Annotated in this window: 18 protein-coding genes and 1 riboswitch; of the genes, 5 read left to right on the forward strand and 13 right to left on the reverse strand. The window is 61.1% G+C overall.

What is annotated here, in order from left to right:
- Positions 1-53: 53 nt before the first annotated feature.
- Positions 54-1,148 (reverse strand): succinyl-diaminopimelate desuccinylase, encoded by a 1,095-nt coding sequence (gene dapE / locus CQ015_RS06180; RefSeq protein WP_105649586.1) that lies wholly within the window; start codon positions 1,146-1,148, stop codon positions 54-56.
- Positions 1,149-1,222: 74 nt separating this feature from the next.
- On the opposite strand from dapE, the gene dapD reads away from it, so the two are divergent.
- On the forward strand, positions 1,223-2,179 hold the full coding sequence (gene dapD / locus CQ015_RS06185; RefSeq protein ID WP_105649587.1) for a 2,3,4,5-tetrahydropyridine-2,6-dicarboxylate N-succinyltransferase: 957 nt from the start codon (positions 1,223-1,225) through the stop codon (positions 2,177-2,179).
- A gap of 68 nt (positions 2,180-2,247) precedes the next feature.
- Here the strand turns inward: dapD and CQ015_RS06190 are convergent, their stop codons facing one another.
- The 4 genes from CQ015_RS06190 to fdxA form a co-directional block, all read right to left on the reverse strand.
- Positions 2,248-2,796 (reverse strand): hypothetical protein, encoded by a 549-nt coding sequence (locus CQ015_RS06190; protein WP_096284538.1) that lies wholly within the window; start codon positions 2,794-2,796, stop codon positions 2,248-2,250.
- A 198-nt stretch (positions 2,797-2,994) separates the two neighbouring features.
- The gene (locus CQ015_RS06195; protein WP_096284536.1) at positions 2,995-4,275 is read right to left on the reverse strand and encodes a citrate synthase; all 1,281 of its coding nucleotides are present in this window, start codon (positions 4,273-4,275) and stop codon (positions 2,995-2,997) included.
- 98 nt (positions 4,276-4,373) lie between these two features.
- A complete protein-coding gene (gene dapC, locus CQ015_RS06200; RefSeq protein ID WP_105649588.1) occupies positions 4,374-5,489 on the reverse strand; it encodes a succinyldiaminopimelate transaminase in 1,116 nt (371 codons plus the stop codon).
- A 12-nt stretch (positions 5,490-5,501) separates the two neighbouring features.
- Positions 5,502-5,825 (reverse strand): ferredoxin, encoded by a 324-nt coding sequence (gene fdxA / locus CQ015_RS06205; protein WP_096284532.1) that lies wholly within the window; start codon positions 5,823-5,825, stop codon positions 5,502-5,504.
- A gap of 205 nt (positions 5,826-6,030) precedes the next feature.
- Between fdxA and CQ015_RS06210 the strand changes: the two genes are divergently transcribed.
- Together CQ015_RS06210 and CQ015_RS06215 are read left to right on the forward strand one after the other, a co-directional pair.
- Complete coding sequence (locus CQ015_RS06210; RefSeq protein WP_181150362.1) at positions 6,031-6,291, forward strand: hypothetical protein; 261 nt, start codon at positions 6,031-6,033, stop codon at positions 6,289-6,291.
- Between the two features lie 158 nt (positions 6,292-6,449).
- Complete coding sequence (locus CQ015_RS06215; RefSeq protein WP_096284528.1) at positions 6,450-6,947, forward strand: helix-turn-helix domain-containing protein; 498 nt, start codon at positions 6,450-6,452, stop codon at positions 6,945-6,947.
- Between the two features lie 46 nt (positions 6,948-6,993).
- Here CQ015_RS06215 and CQ015_RS06220 read toward each other — a convergent pair whose 3' ends face one another.
- From CQ015_RS06220 to thiO, 7 genes are all read right to left on the reverse strand, one after another.
- Complete coding sequence (locus CQ015_RS06220) at positions 6,994-7,422, reverse strand: hypothetical protein (RefSeq protein ID WP_096284526.1); 429 nt, start codon at positions 7,420-7,422, stop codon at positions 6,994-6,996.
- Positions 7,403-9,313 (reverse strand): translational GTPase TypA, encoded by a 1,911-nt coding sequence (gene typA / locus CQ015_RS06225; RefSeq protein WP_096284523.1) that lies wholly within the window; start codon positions 9,311-9,313, stop codon positions 7,403-7,405. Before typA ends, CQ015_RS06220 begins: the two co-directional genes overlap by 20 nt.
- Positions 9,314-9,454: 141 nt before the next feature.
- Positions 9,455-9,991, reverse strand: a complete 537-nt coding sequence (locus CQ015_RS06230; RefSeq protein ID WP_105553021.1) for a GNAT family N-acetyltransferase — start codon at positions 9,989-9,991, stop codon at positions 9,455-9,457.
- 22 nt (positions 9,992-10,013) lie between these two features.
- Positions 10,014-11,153, reverse strand: coding sequence for a ThiF family adenylyltransferase (locus CQ015_RS06235; protein WP_105649590.1), 1,140 nt, complete (start codon positions 11,151-11,153; stop codon positions 10,014-10,016).
- Positions 11,153-11,956 carry a thiazole synthase gene (locus CQ015_RS06240; protein WP_105553023.1) on the reverse strand — a complete coding sequence of 268 codons (804 nt, stop codon included), beginning with the start codon at positions 11,954-11,956 and terminating at the stop codon, positions 11,153-11,155. Before CQ015_RS06240 ends, CQ015_RS06235 begins: the two co-directional genes overlap by 1 nt.
- Before the next feature lie 2 nt (positions 11,957-11,958).
- On the reverse strand, positions 11,959-12,204 hold the full coding sequence (gene thiS / locus CQ015_RS06245; protein WP_096284514.1) for a sulfur carrier protein ThiS: 246 nt from the start codon (positions 12,202-12,204) through the stop codon (positions 11,959-11,961).
- A gap of 12 nt (positions 12,205-12,216) precedes the next feature.
- On the reverse strand, positions 12,217-13,335 hold the full coding sequence (gene thiO, locus CQ015_RS06250; protein WP_105649591.1) for a glycine oxidase ThiO: 1,119 nt from the start codon (positions 13,333-13,335) through the stop codon (positions 12,217-12,219).
- Positions 13,331-13,436, reverse strand: a riboswitch (TPP riboswitch). Its footprint overlaps the gene before it by 5 nt.
- 79 nt (positions 13,437-13,515) lie before the next feature.
- Here thiO and CQ015_RS06255 point away from each other — a divergent pair.
- Entirely contained in the window at positions 13,516-14,484 is a 969-nt protein-coding gene (locus CQ015_RS06255) for a GNAT family N-acetyltransferase (RefSeq protein ID WP_181150363.1), read from the forward strand.
- 368 nt (positions 14,485-14,852) lie between these two features.
- The gene (locus CQ015_RS06260; RefSeq protein ID WP_105649593.1) at positions 14,853-15,932 is read left to right on the forward strand and encodes an IS110 family transposase; all 1,080 of its coding nucleotides are present in this window, start codon (positions 14,853-14,855) and stop codon (positions 15,930-15,932) included.
- 51 nt (positions 15,933-15,983) lie between these two features.
- On the opposite strand, the gene CQ015_RS06265 is transcribed toward CQ015_RS06260, so the two are convergent.
- A partial coding sequence (locus CQ015_RS06265; protein WP_308727272.1) for a group II intron maturase-specific domain-containing protein occupies positions 15,984-16,526 on the reverse strand: 543 nt, incomplete at its 5' end.

The following is a 16,526-nucleotide window of genomic DNA, read 5'->3' on the forward strand; positions in this document are numbered from 1 at the left end:
TCCTTTGGGGGAGGCAACTGCTGTTTTAACCCCCGGGTCCAAGGGTCCGGCTACTATTTGGTTTCGCTCAACCAGGCACGCAGGGTGTTGCGGCAATCGCGGATGGCCTGCTGCGTGACATGCTCGTCATCGGTGTGGGCCAGCAAGGCGTCGCCCGGGCCAAAGTTCACCGCCGAGATTCCCAGCGCAGAAAAACGCGACACATCGGTCCAACCGTATTTCGGCTTGGGCTCCTGCCCGAGGATCTCGACCAGCGAGGCCGCAATGGCTTGGTCCAGGCCCGGGCGGGCGCCTTCGGCACCATCGGTGCGTTCGACCTCAAATCCCTCGAACAGCCAGCGCACGGCCGCTTCGGCCTGGGCCAGGTCCTTATCCGGGGCGAAGCGGTAGTTGACCTCCACCTCGCAATAATCCGGAATCACGTTCCCGGCGATGCCACCGGAGATCCGTACCGCGTTCATCGATTCCCGGTAGGCCAGGCCTTCGACATCGACGGTCTGCGGCTCGTAGGCTGCCAAGCGTGCCAGGATCGGAGCGGCCTTGTGGATGGCGTTCTCCCCCATCCAGGCGCGAGCCGAATGCGCCGCGGCGCCGGTGGTTCGCACCAGGAAACGGCTTGTGCCATTGCAGCCGCCCTCCACCGTGCCGTTGGTCGGTTCAAGCAGAATCGCAAAGTCGGCGGTCAGCAGCTCTGGCGCATTCCGGGCCAGACGTCCCAATCCGGATTTCGCCGCGGCGACCTCTTCGTGGTCGTAGAAGATGTAGGTGACGTCATAGCGTGGATCGGTCAGTTCGGCGGCCAGAGCCAGCTGGACCGCGACCCCGCCTTTCATATCCGTCGCCCCGCGGCCGTAGAGCACCCCGTCGACCACCGTGGCCGGCACCGTGCCGCGCGCTCCTTGGGTATGCGGCAACGGCACCGTATCCAGGTGCCCGGCCAGCACCACCCGTCGCTCGCGACCGAGCCGAGTGCGCGCCACGATGGAGTCCCCGTCCCGATGCACCTCCAGGTGCTCCAGCGCCAACAACGCTTGATGGACCGCATCTGCCAACGCCTTTTCGTTTCCGGAGACGGATTCGATATTCATGATCCGTTCGGTCAAGCTGGCGACGTCTTCTCGAAGGTCTAATTCGTTCACAATACCCATCGTTCTACACTTTTTGAGTTCATACCGCTGTCATTTATCAACATTACTCGCAGTGCAAACGCTACGATCAGAGAATGACTTTTGAACCTGCAGCAACTTCTTTTGACTCCTCAGTACGTTTGGCCTCCGGTCATGGTTTGGCCACCATCGCGACCGATGGCACCGTACTTGACGTCTGGTACCCGGCCCCCGTTCTCGGTGTGCTCGCCGAGGCTCCAGAACTTTCCGGCGAACTTTCCGCCGCCGCACTCGACGACGCCCAGCGTGGCACCATGCAGAAGGTCATTTCGCTGACCATCGACCTCGATGTGGCGCCTGCCGACACCGCCGATGTGTGGCTGCGCCTGCACCTGCTTTCGCACCGCCTGGTCACCCCGAACTCGATCAACCTCGACGGCGTGTTCGGACACCTGGCCAACGTGGTGTGGACCAACTTCGGCCCTTGCCAGGTGGCGGGATTCGAAATGACCCGACTGAAACTGCGTGCCCGCGGCAACGTCGATGTCTTCGGCGTCGACAAGTTCCCGCGCATGGTCGACTACGTGTTGCCCACCGGCGTGCGGATCGCCGATGCGGACCGTGTCCGCCTCGGCGCGCACCTGGCCGAAGGCACCACGGTGATGCACGAGGGCTTCGTGAACTTCAATGCCGGCACCCTGGGCGCTTCGATGGTCGAAGGGCGCATCTCGGCCTCCGTGGTTGTCGGCGACGGCTCCGATGTCGGCGGCGGCGCCTCGATCATGGGCACGCTCTCCGGCGGCGGCAAGGAACGCATCACCATTGGCGAGCGCGTCCTGCTGGGAGCCAACGCGGGGGTGGGCATCTCCATCGGAGATGACTGCGTGGTCGAAGCAGGACTTTACGTTACCGCTGGCACCCGGGTGCAGCTCGGTGCGAAGTCGGTCAAGGCCCTGGAGCTTTCCGGTGTCCCGAACCTGCTCTTCCGCCGCAATTCGGTCAGCGGCGCCGTGGAGGCACTGGCCCGCGCCGGACAGCAGGTCGAGCTGAACAGCGCGCTGCACGCCAACTAGTTCTCCCAACGCAAAAGGTCGAGGGACGCACCGGCTGGTGCGTCCCTCGACCTCTTTGCGTACAGCACTCAGGGGAAGATGATGGTCACCATGGGTTGGATGTAACCGTGAAAGGCCCGCCCGTCACGCAACAACGAGGTGCTCGCGACGATCGTCGCGCCGCCGATCAGCCAGGCCCGCGGCTCGGTGAGCGGCACGTCGATGACCTGAATCTGCATTTCTTCCACCTCTTGGGCATGTTCTACCCCGTGGTCGATGAGAATCCGTTCGACCTCGTCCATGCGCTGCGGAATATAGTCTTTGGACTGCTCGCTGAATTTCGCACGGTGCTGCTGAGCATACAAGGTGGCCTGCCCGTAGTGCGCGCTGGCCAGCTTCGCTAGTTCTGGATAGCAGCCGGCGCCTAGGTCCGCCAGCAGATCCACGGTGCCTTCGGCGTCGCTTGTTGGATCCCGGGAAATGAGCGAATCCCACCAGGAGGACCATTCCTGCTTGATTTGCCCGGCCGCCACCTGCCGATTGCCGCGTGCCTTGATGCCAGGCGCAAGTCCGGAGTTCGGTCCCACCTCGGTCGGGTCCAGCCCGCCCAACTCGCGTAGGTAAAGTGCCAACACCATGCTCGGATTTGTATTTATGGCCAAAGTCCAATTATTGCCACGACGAAAATACACGCGCACCACCTGACTTTTCCACGCATCATTGCGCCCTAGAACCCTAGGATACGCCGAAATTCCGCGTTAAAACAGGGAACGGCCGGGCAAACACTTTCGTGCTTGCCCGGCCGTTTCGCCAAGACTCAATCGTCTATCCGCGGTTTAGACGCCCGGGTAGTTGCGCTCGGTCTCACCCATGTACAACTGGCGTGGACGGCCGATCTTGGTCTCTGGGTCCTTGATCAGTTCGCGCCACTGGGCGATCCAGCCCGGCAGGCGGCCGATGGCGAAGAGCACGGTGAACATCTTCTCCGGGAAGCCCATCGCGGTGTAGATCAGGCCGGTGTAGAAGTCCACGTTCGGGTAGAGCTTGCGTGAGATGAAGTATTCATCGTTCAGCGCCGTTTCTTCCAGCTTCATCGCGATGTCAAGCAGCTGGTTATTGCCCTGCTTGGCCAGCAGATCGTGTGCGGTCTGCTTGATGATGCGTGCACGTGGATCGTAGTTCTTGTACACGCGGTGGCCGAAGCCCATCAGGCGTACGCCGTCTTCCTTGTTCTTCACCTTCTCCATGAAGGCCTCAGGAGTTATGCCCGAAGACTGGATCTCGCGCAGCATCTTGAGCACTGCCTCGTTGGCGCCACCATGTGCTGGGCCCGACAGGGCATGGATGCCTGCGGAGACCGAGGCGAACATGTTCGCATCCGAGGAGCCGACCAGGCGCACGGTGGACGTCGAGCAGTTCTGCTCGTGGTCTGCGTGCAGGATCAGCAGCAGGTCGAGGGCCTTGACCACATCTGGGTCCAGCTCGTAAGGCTCGGCGGCGGTACCGAAGCACAGGCGCAGGAAGTTCTCGACCATGTTCATCGAGTTATCCGGGTACAGCAGTGCCTGGCCGATGGACTTCTTGTGCGCATAGGCGGCAAGTACCGGCAGCTTTGCCAGCAGGCGCAGGGTCGAACGCTCGACCTGCACGTCGTCGGTTGGATCCAGCGAATCCTGGTACCAGGTCGACAGGGCCGAAACGGCCGAGGACAGCACCGGCATGGGGTGTGCATCGCGGGGGAAGCCGCCGAAGAAGCCCTTGAGCTCTTCGTGCAGCAGGGTGTGGCGGCGCAGGGAACCATCGAAGGTTTCCAGCTCGGTCGCCGAAGGCAGTTCGCCGTTGATCAGCAGGTAGCTGACCTCGGTGAAGCTCGAGTGCTGTGCCAGCTGCTCGATTGGGTAACCGCGGTAGCGCAGGATGCCTGCGTCGCCGTCGATGTAGGTGATCGCGGACTTAGTGGCCGCGGTATTCATGAAGCCGGGATCGTAGGTTACGTTCCCGGTGGTCTTCAATAGTGGCGCTACGTTAAAACCATCATTGCCCTCGGCAGCCGGGATAACCGGTAGCTCTAGGCTGGATTCACCAAAATGTAGCTGTGCAGATTTAGTATCTGTCATTGCATCTCCTAACCGGAAAGGCTTTAGTTCCGAAAGGTCAGTCGTCACGGTAGAACATACCGCTAACTGACCCGTTCATGCTAATTAGACTGTCATCTTCACCGGGCGGCGGATGAATTCAACCGCTCAACGGCCGTGGCGATCCGTTCGTCGGAACCGGTCAGCGCCACACGTACGTGCGACTGCCCGGCAGTTCCGTAAAAGGCACCTGGGCCGGCGACGATTCCAAGCTCCGCCAGGCGCTGCAGCGTCTGCCAGCTGGAGCGGCCCTCGGTGCACCAGAGGTAGAGTCCGGCCACCGAATCCTCGATGGTCAACCCGAAGTTTTCAAGAGCTGGGCGCAACGCTTCGCGGCGCGCCCGATACAGTTCACGCTGCGCGGCCACATGCGCGTCATCACCCAGGGCGATGACCATTGCGTGCTGAATGGGACCCGGGACGATCATGCCGGCATGTTTGCGGCTGTTGACCAACGCGGGCATCAAATTCGGGGCACCGGCAACGAATGCGGCCCGGTATCCAGCGAGGTTCGATTGCTTGGACAGCGAGTACAGCGAGAGTAAATTATCCAGGTTTCCACCGTTGACCCGCGGGTCCAGAACACTGGGCACCTGACCGTCGAACTCATCCCAGCCAAGCTCGGCGTAGCATTCGTCGGAGGCCACGACCGCACCGAGTTCGCGCGCCTCGGCGACCAATTGGCGCAGCGATTCCACGTCGCGGACCTTGCCGGTGGGGTTACCGGGAGAATTGACCCAGACCAGCTTCACGCGAGCGCGTTCCGCCTCGGTCAGTTCGCTCAAATCGTCCGCGGCGATGGCCGTGGCTCCAACCAAGCGAGCACCGATATCGTAAGTGGGGTAAGCAATCTTCGGACGCACCAAGATGTCCTCGGCACCCATGCCGAGCAAGAGCGGGAGCCAGGCCACCAGCTCTTTGGAACCAACGGTGGGCATGACATCGTCAATACCGAGCCCGGTGACGTTGCGCCGTCGGGCATACCAGTCGACGATTGCCTGACGCACCGCGGGCGTTCCGTGGGTGGTCGGGTATCCATGGGAATTTGCGGCTTCTGCCAGAGCCTGCTGGATTACCTGTGGTGTGTCATCGACAGGTGTGCCGATGGAAAGATCGACAACACCATCTGGATGTTCGGCAGCCAACTCGCGGTAGGGTGCGAGCTGGTTCCAGGGGTAATCGGGGAGCTCAAGCATAAAAGGGGGAACCTAGCCTTGGTTTTGCAGAGGCAGGACGCTGATCAACGAGTGATCATTTCCTGTGTTTCCAATCTTAGCGGCGCCACCGGGTGAACCAAGTTCGTCGAAAAACTCGACATTGGCCTTGTAATAGTCGGCCCACTCGTCCGGAACATCGTCCTCGTAGTAGATGGCCTCGACGGGGCACACCGGTTCACAAGCACCACAGTCGACGCACTCATCGGGATGAATGTACAGCGAGCGTTCGCCTTCGTAAATGCAATCTACCGGGCACTCTTCGACACACGCCTTGTCTTTAACGTCGACGCACGGCTGGGCGATGATGTAAGTCACGGGTGCTGAGACCTTTCTTAGCGCAATTTTAAGATTTCACTTCGGTTTCACGGATTTAACGACTGCTCGTTGAATCCGCAAGTAAGCTCTAGCTACAGTCTAGTCCTGATACCCATGCAAGGGATCTCGCACGCTCATCCTGTGACGTAATCGACCATTCACATTTCGTTGCGCGACTGCGAAAGTGAATTCTTCTTACAATTACATGACGGAAAATATGCTCAAATTTGAAGATCTTACTCCCGGTGACCGCATTGTGGTCCGCTACCGACTTACCGAGTCATCTGTCGCCACAGGCAACCGCGCCAGCAGCGACGTACTCGGGGAGGTCATCGAGGTGCATGCGGACAAGATCCGCATCAGCACTCGGCGCGGCCCGGTCGAGGTGGAGCGTGAAAATATCACCCATGCCAAACGCGTTCCGCCGCCACCGGTACGCCGATCTCGTCCGCCAACCCTGAAGTAATCCCTCCGCGCGAGCCAACGCGTTGACGGGCCCGCAGAGGTTCCACGGAGCCCCGCGGAGCTCTTTGCGCGGTTGCGCCGCCGCCCGCAGGCCGCTGGTTTCGCGACATGTGATTTGAAGATACCAATCACTGGGCCAATTTCGCGTATGCTGGCCATATGCCGTCCGACGAACATGTCCAAGCCCGCGCTCGAGCATTGAGCTCGCCGTTGCGGCTTAGAATTCTGCGCCTATGCCTGCATGAGCCTCGCACCAACAAGGAAATAGCTGACATTCTCGAGTTGAACCCGGCTACCTCGTTGCATCACGTACGCACGCTGGTGAGCAGCGGTTTTCTCAGCGCAGAGGAACCTCGCCGGGGAAACCGTGGGGCGAAGGAAGTCCCCTATCGCAGCACCCGCCAATCGTGGGGTACCCGCATCCCCGATGCCGCTCCCCTGCTTGTGGACACGTTCTTGCAGGAAATCAACGGGCTGGAGCCCGAGGAGATTCAGGTCATCCGCGTGGGGTTGAAATTATCCGAGGCTACGCAGAAGGAAATGATGGGCCGCATTCGCGCGGTTATCGAAGACTATGCGATGCGCGAACCGGAGGTTGACGGCGTTGCCACCTCGTTGTTCCTGGCCCACCACCTCGATGTGACCGGCAATAAGTAGTTTTTGCGCAAAAAAATCCCCAGCCATTGGCTGGGGATTTTTTGGCTTAACGCTGGCGTTTGCGAAGCACTCGCAGTGCAGCGGTTAAAGCGATCACGGCGGGCACGATCATCCCATACATCCACAACAGGGACGCGATGGTCGGACCTGGCAGGTACTGAAGGTACTGCAACGGCAAGATCAGCGTGTCGTTTCCGAAATAGGAAATCGAGCCGACGACCAGGTAGCAGCCGATGAAGCCGACCGCCCCGGCCCAGAGCTTGCCCGAGGCAATCACAGACCAGTAAACGAGCAGCCCCAGCAGCAGCCAAGCCAGCAGCACTCCCCAGACCAGCGGGATATCGCCCGCGTAGCTCAGCGAAGCGTGGATTGCCGTACCGAGTAAACCTGCAACCACGGCGGCAACCAGGCCACGCAGCAGCGCGCCCGGGTTGCCGCCGACGGTGAGCGGCTGGTTAGCTCTTTGCTCGTGCACGCGTTGCCTTGGCACGGTCGTTTGCGTTCAGCAGCACCTTGCGGATGCGGATCGCTTCCGGGGTCACCTCAACGCACTCGTCTTCGCGAGCGAATTCCAGCGACTCTTCGAGAGTCAGGTTACGCGGTGGGGTCAGGTTCTCGAAGGAGTCCGAGGAAGCCGCACGCATGTTGGTGAGCTTCTTTTCCTTGGTGATGTTCACGTCCATGTCATCGGCGCGCGAGTTCTCGCCAACGATCATGCCCTCGTAGACCTCTTCGGTTGGACGCACGAAGAAGTTCATGCGTTCCTGCAGGTTGATCATCGCGAACGGAGTGACCACGCCAGCGCGGTCAGCCACGATCGAACCGTTGATGCGGTACTCGATCGGACCGGCCCATGGCTCGTAGCCTTCAGCCAACGAGGCGGCAATGCCGGCGCCGCGGGTTTCGGTCATGAAGCGCGTACGGAAGCCGATCAGGCCACGGGCTGGAACCATGAATTCCATGCGGACCCAGCCGGTGCCGTGGTTGGCCATGTTGGTCATCCGGCCCTTGCGCGAAGCCATCAGCTGGGTGATTGCGCCGAGGTACTCCTCTGGCACGTCAATGGTCATGTGTTCCATTGGCTCGTTGACCTTGCCGTCGATCATCTTGGTGACAACCTGTGGCTTGCCAACGGTCAGTTCGAAGCCTTCGCGGCGCATCTGCTCGACGAGGATTGCCAGTGCCAATTCGCCACGGCCCTGAACTTCCCAAGCATCCGGACGCTCGGTTGGCAGTACGCTCAACGAAACGTTACCGATCAGTTCCTTGTCCAGGCGGTCCTTGACCTGGCGCGCGGTCACCTTGGCACCCTTCACCTTGCCGGCCAGCGGCGAGGTGTTGATACCGATGGTCATCGAGATGGCCGGTGGATCAACGGTGATCAGCGGCAATGGCTTTGGGTTCTCAAGGTCGGTGAGGGTTTCACCGATCATGATGTCCTCGATACCGGCGACTGCAACGATCTCGCCCGGACCGGCTTCTTCGGCCGGAACGCGGGCCAGGCCCTTGGTGGCCAGCAGCTCGGTGATCTTGACCTGCTTCATGGTGCCATCCTGGCGGGCCCAGGCGACGACCTGGCCTTTGCGCAGGGTGCCGTTGAAGATACGCAGCAAGGCAAGACGGCCAAGGAATGGCGAGGCGTCAAGGTTGGTGACGTGCGCCTGGAGAACTTCGCCCTCGTTGTAGGTCGGGGCCGGCACGTGCTTGATGATGGTCTCGAACAATGGCTCGAGGTCCTCATTGTCTGGCAGGGTGCCGTCTTCTGGCTGGTTCTTCGACGCGTAGCCGGCCTTGCCCGAAGCGAAGACGACAGGAACGTTCAAGATCGCGTCCAGATCCAGATCTGGAGCTTCATCGGCCAAGTCCGAGGCCAGACCCAGCAGCAGATCCATGGAGTCGGAGATGACGCCTTCGATGCGCGAGTCCGGGCGGTCGGTCTTGTTCACGACGATGATCACCGGAAGGTTGGCGCTCAAGGCCTTGCGAAGCACGAAACGGGTCTGTGGCAGTGGACCTTCGGAAGCGTCAACCAGCAGAACCACGCCATCGACCATGGAAAGGCCGCGCTCGACCTCGCCACCGAAGTCAGCGTGACCCGGGGTGTCGATGATGTTCATGGTCATGTTCTTGCCCTCGGCGGCCGGACCGCTGTAGAACACCGTGGTGTTCTTAGCAAGAATGGTGATGCCCTTCTCGCGTTCCAACTCGCCGGAGTCCATCACGCGATCTTCGGTTTCACCGTGGCTGTCGAATGCACCAGTCTGCTGGAGCATTGCGTTGACCAAGGTGGTCTTGCCGTGGTCAACGTGAGCAACGATTGCTACGTTGCGCAGGTCGTCGCGACGGATGAGAGTTGTATCTGACATACGGGAAGGCTCACTTCGTGTAGAGAATTTAGGGTCTCGGAGGCGGGGCCACAGGCGACCCAACATACTATTTTACGCGCTCGAGGCAATTGCGTTGTTTATCTGTGGCGCAACATACAGAAATTACTTGATTAACGGGATCTAGCCGCGTGTTGAAATCCAATAGCGGAGCTTCGTATTTCCGCCGTTTTCTTCAACCGAGGGACGGTTTTGATCTATTTGGCCGCCGCACGCGATAATCGTTGCGCGCGAGGCGGCGTTCTGCTTATCACAGGTTACCAAAGCCGAGTCGACACCGTGGGATCCCAGCTCGGCGAGGGCGAATCTGCACAGTTGGGTGGCGATTCCCTGTCCGCGGAATTTCGGGACAACACCATAGCCCAGGTGTCCGCCGACTTCGCTGAGAAAATCGTTGAGTTCGTACCTCACCGAAACACGGCCAACGAGTTGTCCGTCCAGTTCGGCAACGAACAGTCCGCTGCGCACCCATCCCTCGGGGACGAACTCGCCGCTGCGCCCCTCGGCCATGCGCTCGATGTACGCCTCCCAGTTTTGGCGTGCGGACCACGTCGGAAGAAAATCAAAGTCATCGTCCAGCAAGTCGTGATGAGCGGCGATAGCCTGCCTTTCATCATCCGGAACAAGCTCTCTGATCACTAGTTTCGTGGAACGCTGCATAGCCTCAGTATGTCAGCACCGGCTAGTAAGTCACTATTTCATCGCGGATTTCCGCAAGCCACCCAAGCGTTCCCCCGCGCAAACTCCGCACCCGGGCGCTGCCTTCGGGGAGCGACTGGTTCAATTCCGTGGCGGCGCGCAGCGAGCGAACACCGGTTTTGCACACGAAAACCAGCTCGGTTGCAGGGAAGCTCTGAAGCTCCCGCCAGCCTTCGTTGGCAAGTCTTTCCAGCGGGAAGTGGACACTGCCGGGAATGACCGCAAGCTCGCGTTCCCACCCCTGGCGAACATCTACCACCAGGACTTCCCGGGCGGCCCGAAGCAGTTCAAATTCATTTGCGTTCAGCTCCTGGGCGGAGCCTGCAACCGCACAGGACGCCACGGTATATTCACCGAGCCCGGTGACCGGAGCACGCTCCGGATCTCGTGCAAACGTCAAGATGCGCACGCTTGCGTCCAACGCGTCGTAGAGCCAGAGCTTTCCGCTCAAAGGTGCTCCGACGCCGGTGATCAGCTTCAGCGCCTCGGTGGCCATCAGCGAACCGATGACTCCGCAAAGGGCCCCGAAGACTCCTCCCTCGGCACAGGAAGGGACCGAATCCGCTTCCGGGAGGTCGGGAAAAATATCCCTGAGCATTGGGCCCACTCGGGGGTCGAACACCGAGACCTGACCGGAGAATTGGAAGATGGTGCCCCAGACCAGCGGCGTCTGGGTCAACTCCGCGGCATCGTTTGACAGGTACCGGGTGGCGAAATTGTCGCTGCCGTCAATCACCACATCGTGTTCGGCAAAAAGTTCCAACGCGTTGCCAGGATCCAGTCGCTGTGCGTAGAGCCGCACAGAAACTTCGCTGTTCAGTTCTTCCGCCAGGCGCCGCACCGATTCAACCTTAAGCTGGCCCTGGTCCGTTTCACGGTGCACGGTCTGGCGTTGCAGATTCGAGAGTTCGACGGTGTCCGGATCGATCACGCTCAGCTCTCCGACGCCGGCCGCGATCAGGTAGCTGGCGATAGGGCTGCCCAATCCCCCAGCGCCCACGATCAGTACCTTCGCGTTCGCGATACGCTCTTGGCCTTCCACACCCACCCCGGGCAGGGACAGATGGCGGGTGTACCGGGCGAGTTGTGCACGGCTGCGCGGCGGCATCGGCTTGGTAGACATCAGAATTCTCCAACGAGTCTTTGCATCATTCCCGCTGTCGGAGATGAGGCCAGCGCGAGATCGCGTTGCGGAATACGCCCGGCAAGGAACGCCGCGCGCCCGGCCCGGACCGCGTCGCGCATCGCGGCGGCCATCAAGGGCGCGTTTTGCGCTCGGGTCACCGCGCTGGCGAGCAGCACCGCATCGCAGCCCAGCTCCATCGCCTTGGCCGCATCCGAGGCGGTCCCCACCCCGGCGTCGAGGATCACCGGCACCCCGGCGCGCGCGGTAATCGTTGAGATGTTGTGCGGATTCAGGATCCCCATTCCGGAGCCGATCGGGGATCCGGCCGGCATGACCGCTGCCACGCCTAGCTGTTCGAGCCGCATGGCCAGGGCCGGATCATCGTTGGTATAGGCGAAGACCTTAAAGCCGTCGGCGACGAGTTCTTCGGCCGCGGTGAACAATTCGATCGGATCCGGCAGCAGCGTATGCTCATCGGCGATCACTTCGAGCTTGATCCAGTCGGTTTCCAACGCTTCGCGCGCCAGCTGGGCGGTGAGCACCGCATCTCGCGCGGTGAAGCATCCGGCGGTATTGGGCAGCGGGCGCACCCCGTTGCGCGCCAGCAGCTCGTACACCGATCCGGAACCGGCCGCGGCGAAATGGCGAATGGCGACGGTGGTCAGCGCGGTGCCCGAAACATGCAGGGCCTGCTCGAGGGTATGCATCGAGGTCGCCCCGCCGGTGCCGAGAATCAGCCGGGAGTCGAAGCGTTCCCCGGCGACCTCGAAGCCATCGGTGTCAAGAGTTAGCTCTTCCATCTTCAGCCTCCCTGAGCCGCGGTGACGAGTTCAACCCGGTGGCCGGGCTTCAGCTCGAAGTCATTCCAGCCACTGCGCGGGACAACTGCCGAGTCCACCGCCACCGCAACGCCTAAACGCGACCCGTCGCTGGCCCGTCCGTCCGTTCCGATGCTCTTTCCCAAGTGCGCCGCGAGCAGCTCGCGCACGGTGCTTCCCGCCGGCACGGTGGCCGCCTCGGTGTTGAGGATAAATTCGATCTGTTGCATCTTCTCTGGCTCCTAAAATGGTGTGCTGTTGGCGAGTTGCGCGCCAAACCTATCGAGTGAAACGCTGGTCAGCTGTTGTGCATCTGCCGGGTTCCCGAGCAGCAGCTCGGTCCCCAGCCGTGCGCCGAGCGGGGTAAGCAGCACCCCGTGGCGCGAATAACCGGTGGAAACCACCAGTCCCTCATCTACGCGTCCGAGCAGCGGCCGATCATCGGGTGTCGCCGGTCTGGCCCGCACGATCGCCTCGTTCAAGGTGGTGTCGACGATGCCCGGCACGAGCCTGCGCGCATTGTCCAGCAGGGCGTGCATTTCTCCCACGTTCACCTGCTCTTGGCTGTCCTCGCGGCTCGACGCGCCCAGCACGAGGCTTCCATCGGTGCGTGGCACCAGGTAGACCGGCTGCCGATGCACGATTCCGCGCACGGTGTGCTTGATCAGCGGCGCGCCCACCGGTCCTTGGAGCCTGAGGATGTCTCCGTAGACCGGGCGCAATGGCAGAGCTGGCGCACCTGCTAGCGCGCCCAACCCGTTGGCAAGCAGTACCTGATCGCCATGGATTTCTTGGCCAGTTGAGGTAAGCACTCCACTGGTCCGTGATCCCTGGCGCAGCAGCCGCACCGCCGTTTCGCGCACGATCGACCGGTCAAGCTCATCGATCAGGATGCGCAGCAGGGACCGCGGGTCCAGTTGCTGGTCTTCGGCGCAGCGGATGGCGCCGGCGATGCCGGTGGCAAGCGCCGGCTCGAGTTTGCGTGCCGCGCTGCCCAGCAGCCGCTCGGCGCTGAATCCCAGCGAGGCTTGCAGCTTCATGAGCGCAAGCAGTGCGTCCATATCCGCGGTTTCGGCGGCGACGACCAGCGTGGAGTTTTCTACGTACGCTGGTCTGCTGCCGGTGGTTTGTTCCACGCGGTCAATGAATGCGGGGTATTCCTTGGCCGAAGTGGCCATCAGGCGGTGAAGTGCGCCCTGTCCCCAGGTGGTTTCGGCGGTCGGTGCGAGCATTCCCGCCGCGGCGTGGCTGGCTCCTAGCCCAGGCGCCGGATCCACTAGCGTGATTTCGGCGCCGCGGGCGCGCAGTTCGAATGCCGTGGCAAGCCCGATGATTCCGGCGCCGACAATGACTATATGCACGAAGGCATTTCCTTCCTACGGCGGCATGACCCGCATCAGGTGTAGCGGTCGGCACATGGCCCTCTCAGCCCAATCGCTGTTGGGCTCCCGCGGAGTACTTGGATTATAAGCATGCCTCAGCTCACTTTGGCGAACTTCATGACTTCAACCTGTGCTTCTGCCTGTGTTTTACTCGTTGGCATGAGCGAATTCAGTGGTCCGGAGGATTTGTCTACCGATCATCGACTGGCACAGGTTGTCATCGATGGCGAACGGCAACTGCTCTTGCCTGCCGTCCGCCGGGATCGGCAGGCATTATTGCGGCTGCTCCACGCAGATTTCGAAGAGGTTGGTGCCTCGGGCAGGTGCTATTCTCGCGCGCAGATTATCGAGCAGCTGTGCAATGAACCAGTCGTTGAATCGACTAGGGACGAAGTGCATGATCCGCGCGTGCGCAGGCTCAGCGATTCGCTGCTGATTCTGCGGTGGCGAACCAAGCCGGAGAACCTGAGCCAACGCACCTCGCTCTGGGTTCATTCGGCCCAAGGTTGGCAATTGCTCTTTCATCAAGGCACCGGTCAATCCGCGTCGTCCCAGATCAGCGGCCGGCGGCTCGGCGCCGCTGGCGAAACGACGGCATCTTTGCGTCCGCTTCGCCTAGCGGATGCACCGCAAGTCCTCGCGGCCTTCCTTTCGAGCCCGGATATGGCCCGGCAAGGCGAGGTGAGTACGCTTGCCGAGGCCGAAGCCTATGTCCGCATGTTGCTCGAATTCCCGGCCCGGCAGGTTCCGTTGGCCGTCGTCGAGAATTCTGCGCTCGTTGGTCTGGTGTGCGGGACCATCGATGAGGCGAACCTGAGCGCCTGGGTCTGGTATTGGCTGCACGCGGAGCATCGGGGCCGCGGGTTGAGCAGCCGGGCGTTGGCCGCCCTCTCGGCGGAGTTATTCTCCAGCTACCGCTTGCAGCGACTGGAGTTGGGTTTGCGCGTGAACAATCCGGCGTCGAAGATAGTCGCCGAGCGTTGCGGGTTCATTCTCGAAGGACGCGAGCGCGGCAAGTTCCTGATCAATGGCCAGCGGATCGATGTGTTGAATTATGCGCGGTTGCCCACCGATCCCATCCCGCCGATCAGTCCGCTGGAGTTTCGCGCGGAGGCGGCGGGAGGCTGATTTTCTTCGGGGCCGCAGCGGAACGGAATCGAGTAGGTGGGGGTGTCTAGCCCCCACCTCTCACACCACTGTGAGTCTTGTAGTGGCTGGTCTGGGATCAGCTGGCAAGGTAGGAACCAGGCCTCTCACTGCCGGGAACATGACTCATCACACTACTGACCCGTATGGTGTCATTGTCCGGAATTGTCTGCTCTCGGTGGTGGGCGGCCGGCACCTACCCGGCCCACCCCGGTAGCCTGATCAGAAGATTGTCCACCCAACAGGGCGTGACCCATCACAGTGTTGCTCCGACGGTGACCTCTCCCCGGACCGGTACCGGCCGTACGGCCGAAACCCTTGTCCGTGAAAAGAAGAGAGCACCGAGCCGCATGACTATCCTCCCCCAGAGCATCGCCAAAACATACTCCTACATCATCGGCGTGGACACCCACGCGAAAAAGCATGTCTACGCCATCATCACCAACAGTGGTGAACACCTCGAAACCCGCGATTTCCCCACCACCAGCGCCAGCATCAAACGAGCCATCGCCTGGGTCGGCAGACGCACCGGTGGAGATGCCAACACCCTATGGGTGATCGAAGGAACAGCCTCCTACGGAGCGATCCTCACCGGCGCCGTCTCCGACGCCGGTTACACGGTCGCCGAAGCCCCCGGCGGCTACGCAAAAGCCGGACGCGGCGTGGGCAAAACTGATCCACTAGACGCCCAGAGAATGGCCGCAGCAGCGCTACCAGTGGACTGCGAAAAGTTACGTATTCCACGGCAGAACGACGGGGCCCGCGCCGCATTACGCGTACTGGTCACAGCCCGTGACATGCTGGCCGTAGAACGCACGAAATACGTCAACGCACTCACCGCGCTTCTGCGTGTGACCCTGCTGGGTATCGATGCCCGCAAACCCTTGAGCAACGCTCAGATCCTCGAGGTGGCGGGCTGGCGCACCCGGGATGAAACCATCGAATTACGGGTTGCCCGCGCCGAGGCGGTACGCCTGGCCCGACGCATCGGTGAACTAGACACGGACATCAAGGAGAACTCCTCGGAAATGTCTGAATTGGTCAAGCTCAGCGAAGGCAAGGAACTGCTTAACGTCACAGGTATTGGGCCGGTGGTCGCGGCGGTCTGCGTAGCGGCCTGGTCGCATCCCGGCCGAGTGCGTTCGGAGGCCGCGTTCGCCTCCTTGGCGGGAGTGAATCCTATCCCTGCGTCTTCGGGGAATACGGTGCGCCACCGGCTCAATCGGAGAGGGGACCGAAAGCTGAATAAGGCGCTGCATACTGCTGCATTGGTGCGGATGACCCATGACGAGGAGACGAGGGCCTACGTTGAGAAACGTACCGCGGAAGGCAAGACAATCAAGGAGATCCGCCGGTGCATCAAACGGTTCTTAGCTCGCCGAATCTTCAAGATCCTTGAGTCCGCCGAAATGCTACCGAGCAAGGCTTGACAGATATAGAAGAATCCGGACATGCGGGCCCGCATCCGGCGGTTCGCCAAGTCATTTAAAACGGTCCCAAGCCCGGCGAAAGAGCAACACACCCAACTCTTCCCAATAGGAATTCGGCAGGGCACGCTGAAGAATCGGAGAACCAGCCACACGCCAATAAGCACGCGAGCTATTACCCCACTGGTAAGCCTGATCCTTGACGATACCCAGACGACGAAGATTCGCCACCCGAGTCCTCGGAAGCTTCCATTCCTTCCAACGGATCTGACGCATCCGATGCCGAAACCACTTATCAAGCTCAGAGAACTTCTTCGGTGTCGCAGACAACCGGAAATAGCCCATCCAACCCCGAACATAACGGTTCAGCTGACCGATGCGGTAGTCTATCGACACACTCCACTTACGGGAAGTCAGCCTCCGAATCGTATCCTTCATGCGTTTGAACGCCTTCGGAGCAACCCGAATCTGCACCCCGCCCCTGACGAAGTAAAATCCGAAGCCCAGCAAAGTTGCAACTGAGCTGTCATGATGTTGTGAGACACGCGTATGTAGGAGAATGAGTGCATGTCCAAACGTCAGAAATTCACCCCGGAA

The organism is Arthrobacter sp. MYb221 (genome assembly GCF_002979835.1).
Taxonomy (GTDB): domain Bacteria; phylum Actinomycetota; class Actinomycetes; order Actinomycetales; family Micrococcaceae; genus Glutamicibacter.

Excerpts from the sequence above, each read along its gene's own strand:
- dapE (WP_105649586.1), bottom strand. The coding sequence starts at position 1,148 with ATGGGTATTGTGAACGAATTAGACCTTCGAGAAGACGTCGCCAGCTTG.
- dapD (WP_105649587.1), top strand. The coding sequence starts at position 1,223 with ATGACTTTTGAACCTGCAGCAACTTCTTTTGACTCCTCAGTACGTTTG.
- CQ015_RS06190 (WP_096284538.1), bottom strand. The coding sequence starts at position 2,796 with ATGGTGTTGGCACTTTACCTACGCGAGTTGGGCGGGCTGGACCCGACC.
- CQ015_RS06195 (WP_096284536.1), bottom strand. The coding sequence starts at position 4,275 with ATGACAGATACTAAATCTGCACAGCTACATTTTGGTGAATCCAGCCTA.
- dapC (WP_105649588.1), bottom strand. The coding sequence starts at position 5,489 with ATGCTTGAGCTCCCCGATTACCCCTGGAACCAGCTCGCACCCTACCGC.
- CQ015_RS06210 (WP_181150362.1), top strand. The coding sequence starts at position 6,031 with ATGACGGAAAATATGCTCAAATTTGAAGATCTTACTCCCGGTGACCGC.
- CQ015_RS06215 (WP_096284528.1), top strand. The coding sequence starts at position 6,450 with ATGCCGTCCGACGAACATGTCCAAGCCCGCGCTCGAGCATTGAGCTCG.
- typA (WP_096284523.1), bottom strand. The coding sequence starts at position 9,313 with ATGTCAGATACAACTCTCATCCGTCGCGACGACCTGCGCAACGTAGCA.
- CQ015_RS06230 (WP_105553021.1), bottom strand. The coding sequence starts at position 9,991 with ATGCAGCGTTCCACGAAACTAGTGATCAGAGAGCTTGTTCCGGATGAT.
- CQ015_RS06235 (WP_105649590.1), bottom strand. The coding sequence starts at position 11,153 with ATGTCTACCAAGCCGATGCCGCCGCGCAGCCGTGCACAACTCGCCCGG.
- CQ015_RS06240 (WP_105553023.1), bottom strand. The coding sequence starts at position 11,956 with ATGGAAGAGCTAACTCTTGACACCGATGGCTTCGAGGTCGCCGGGGAA.
- thiS (WP_096284514.1), bottom strand. The coding sequence starts at position 12,204 with ATGCAACAGATCGAATTTATCCTCAACACCGAGGCGGCCACCGTGCCG.
- CQ015_RS06255 (WP_181150363.1), top strand. The coding sequence starts at position 13,516 with ATGAGCGAATTCAGTGGTCCGGAGGATTTGTCTACCGATCATCGACTG.
- CQ015_RS06260 (WP_105649593.1), top strand. The coding sequence starts at position 14,853 with ATGACTATCCTCCCCCAGAGCATCGCCAAAACATACTCCTACATCATC.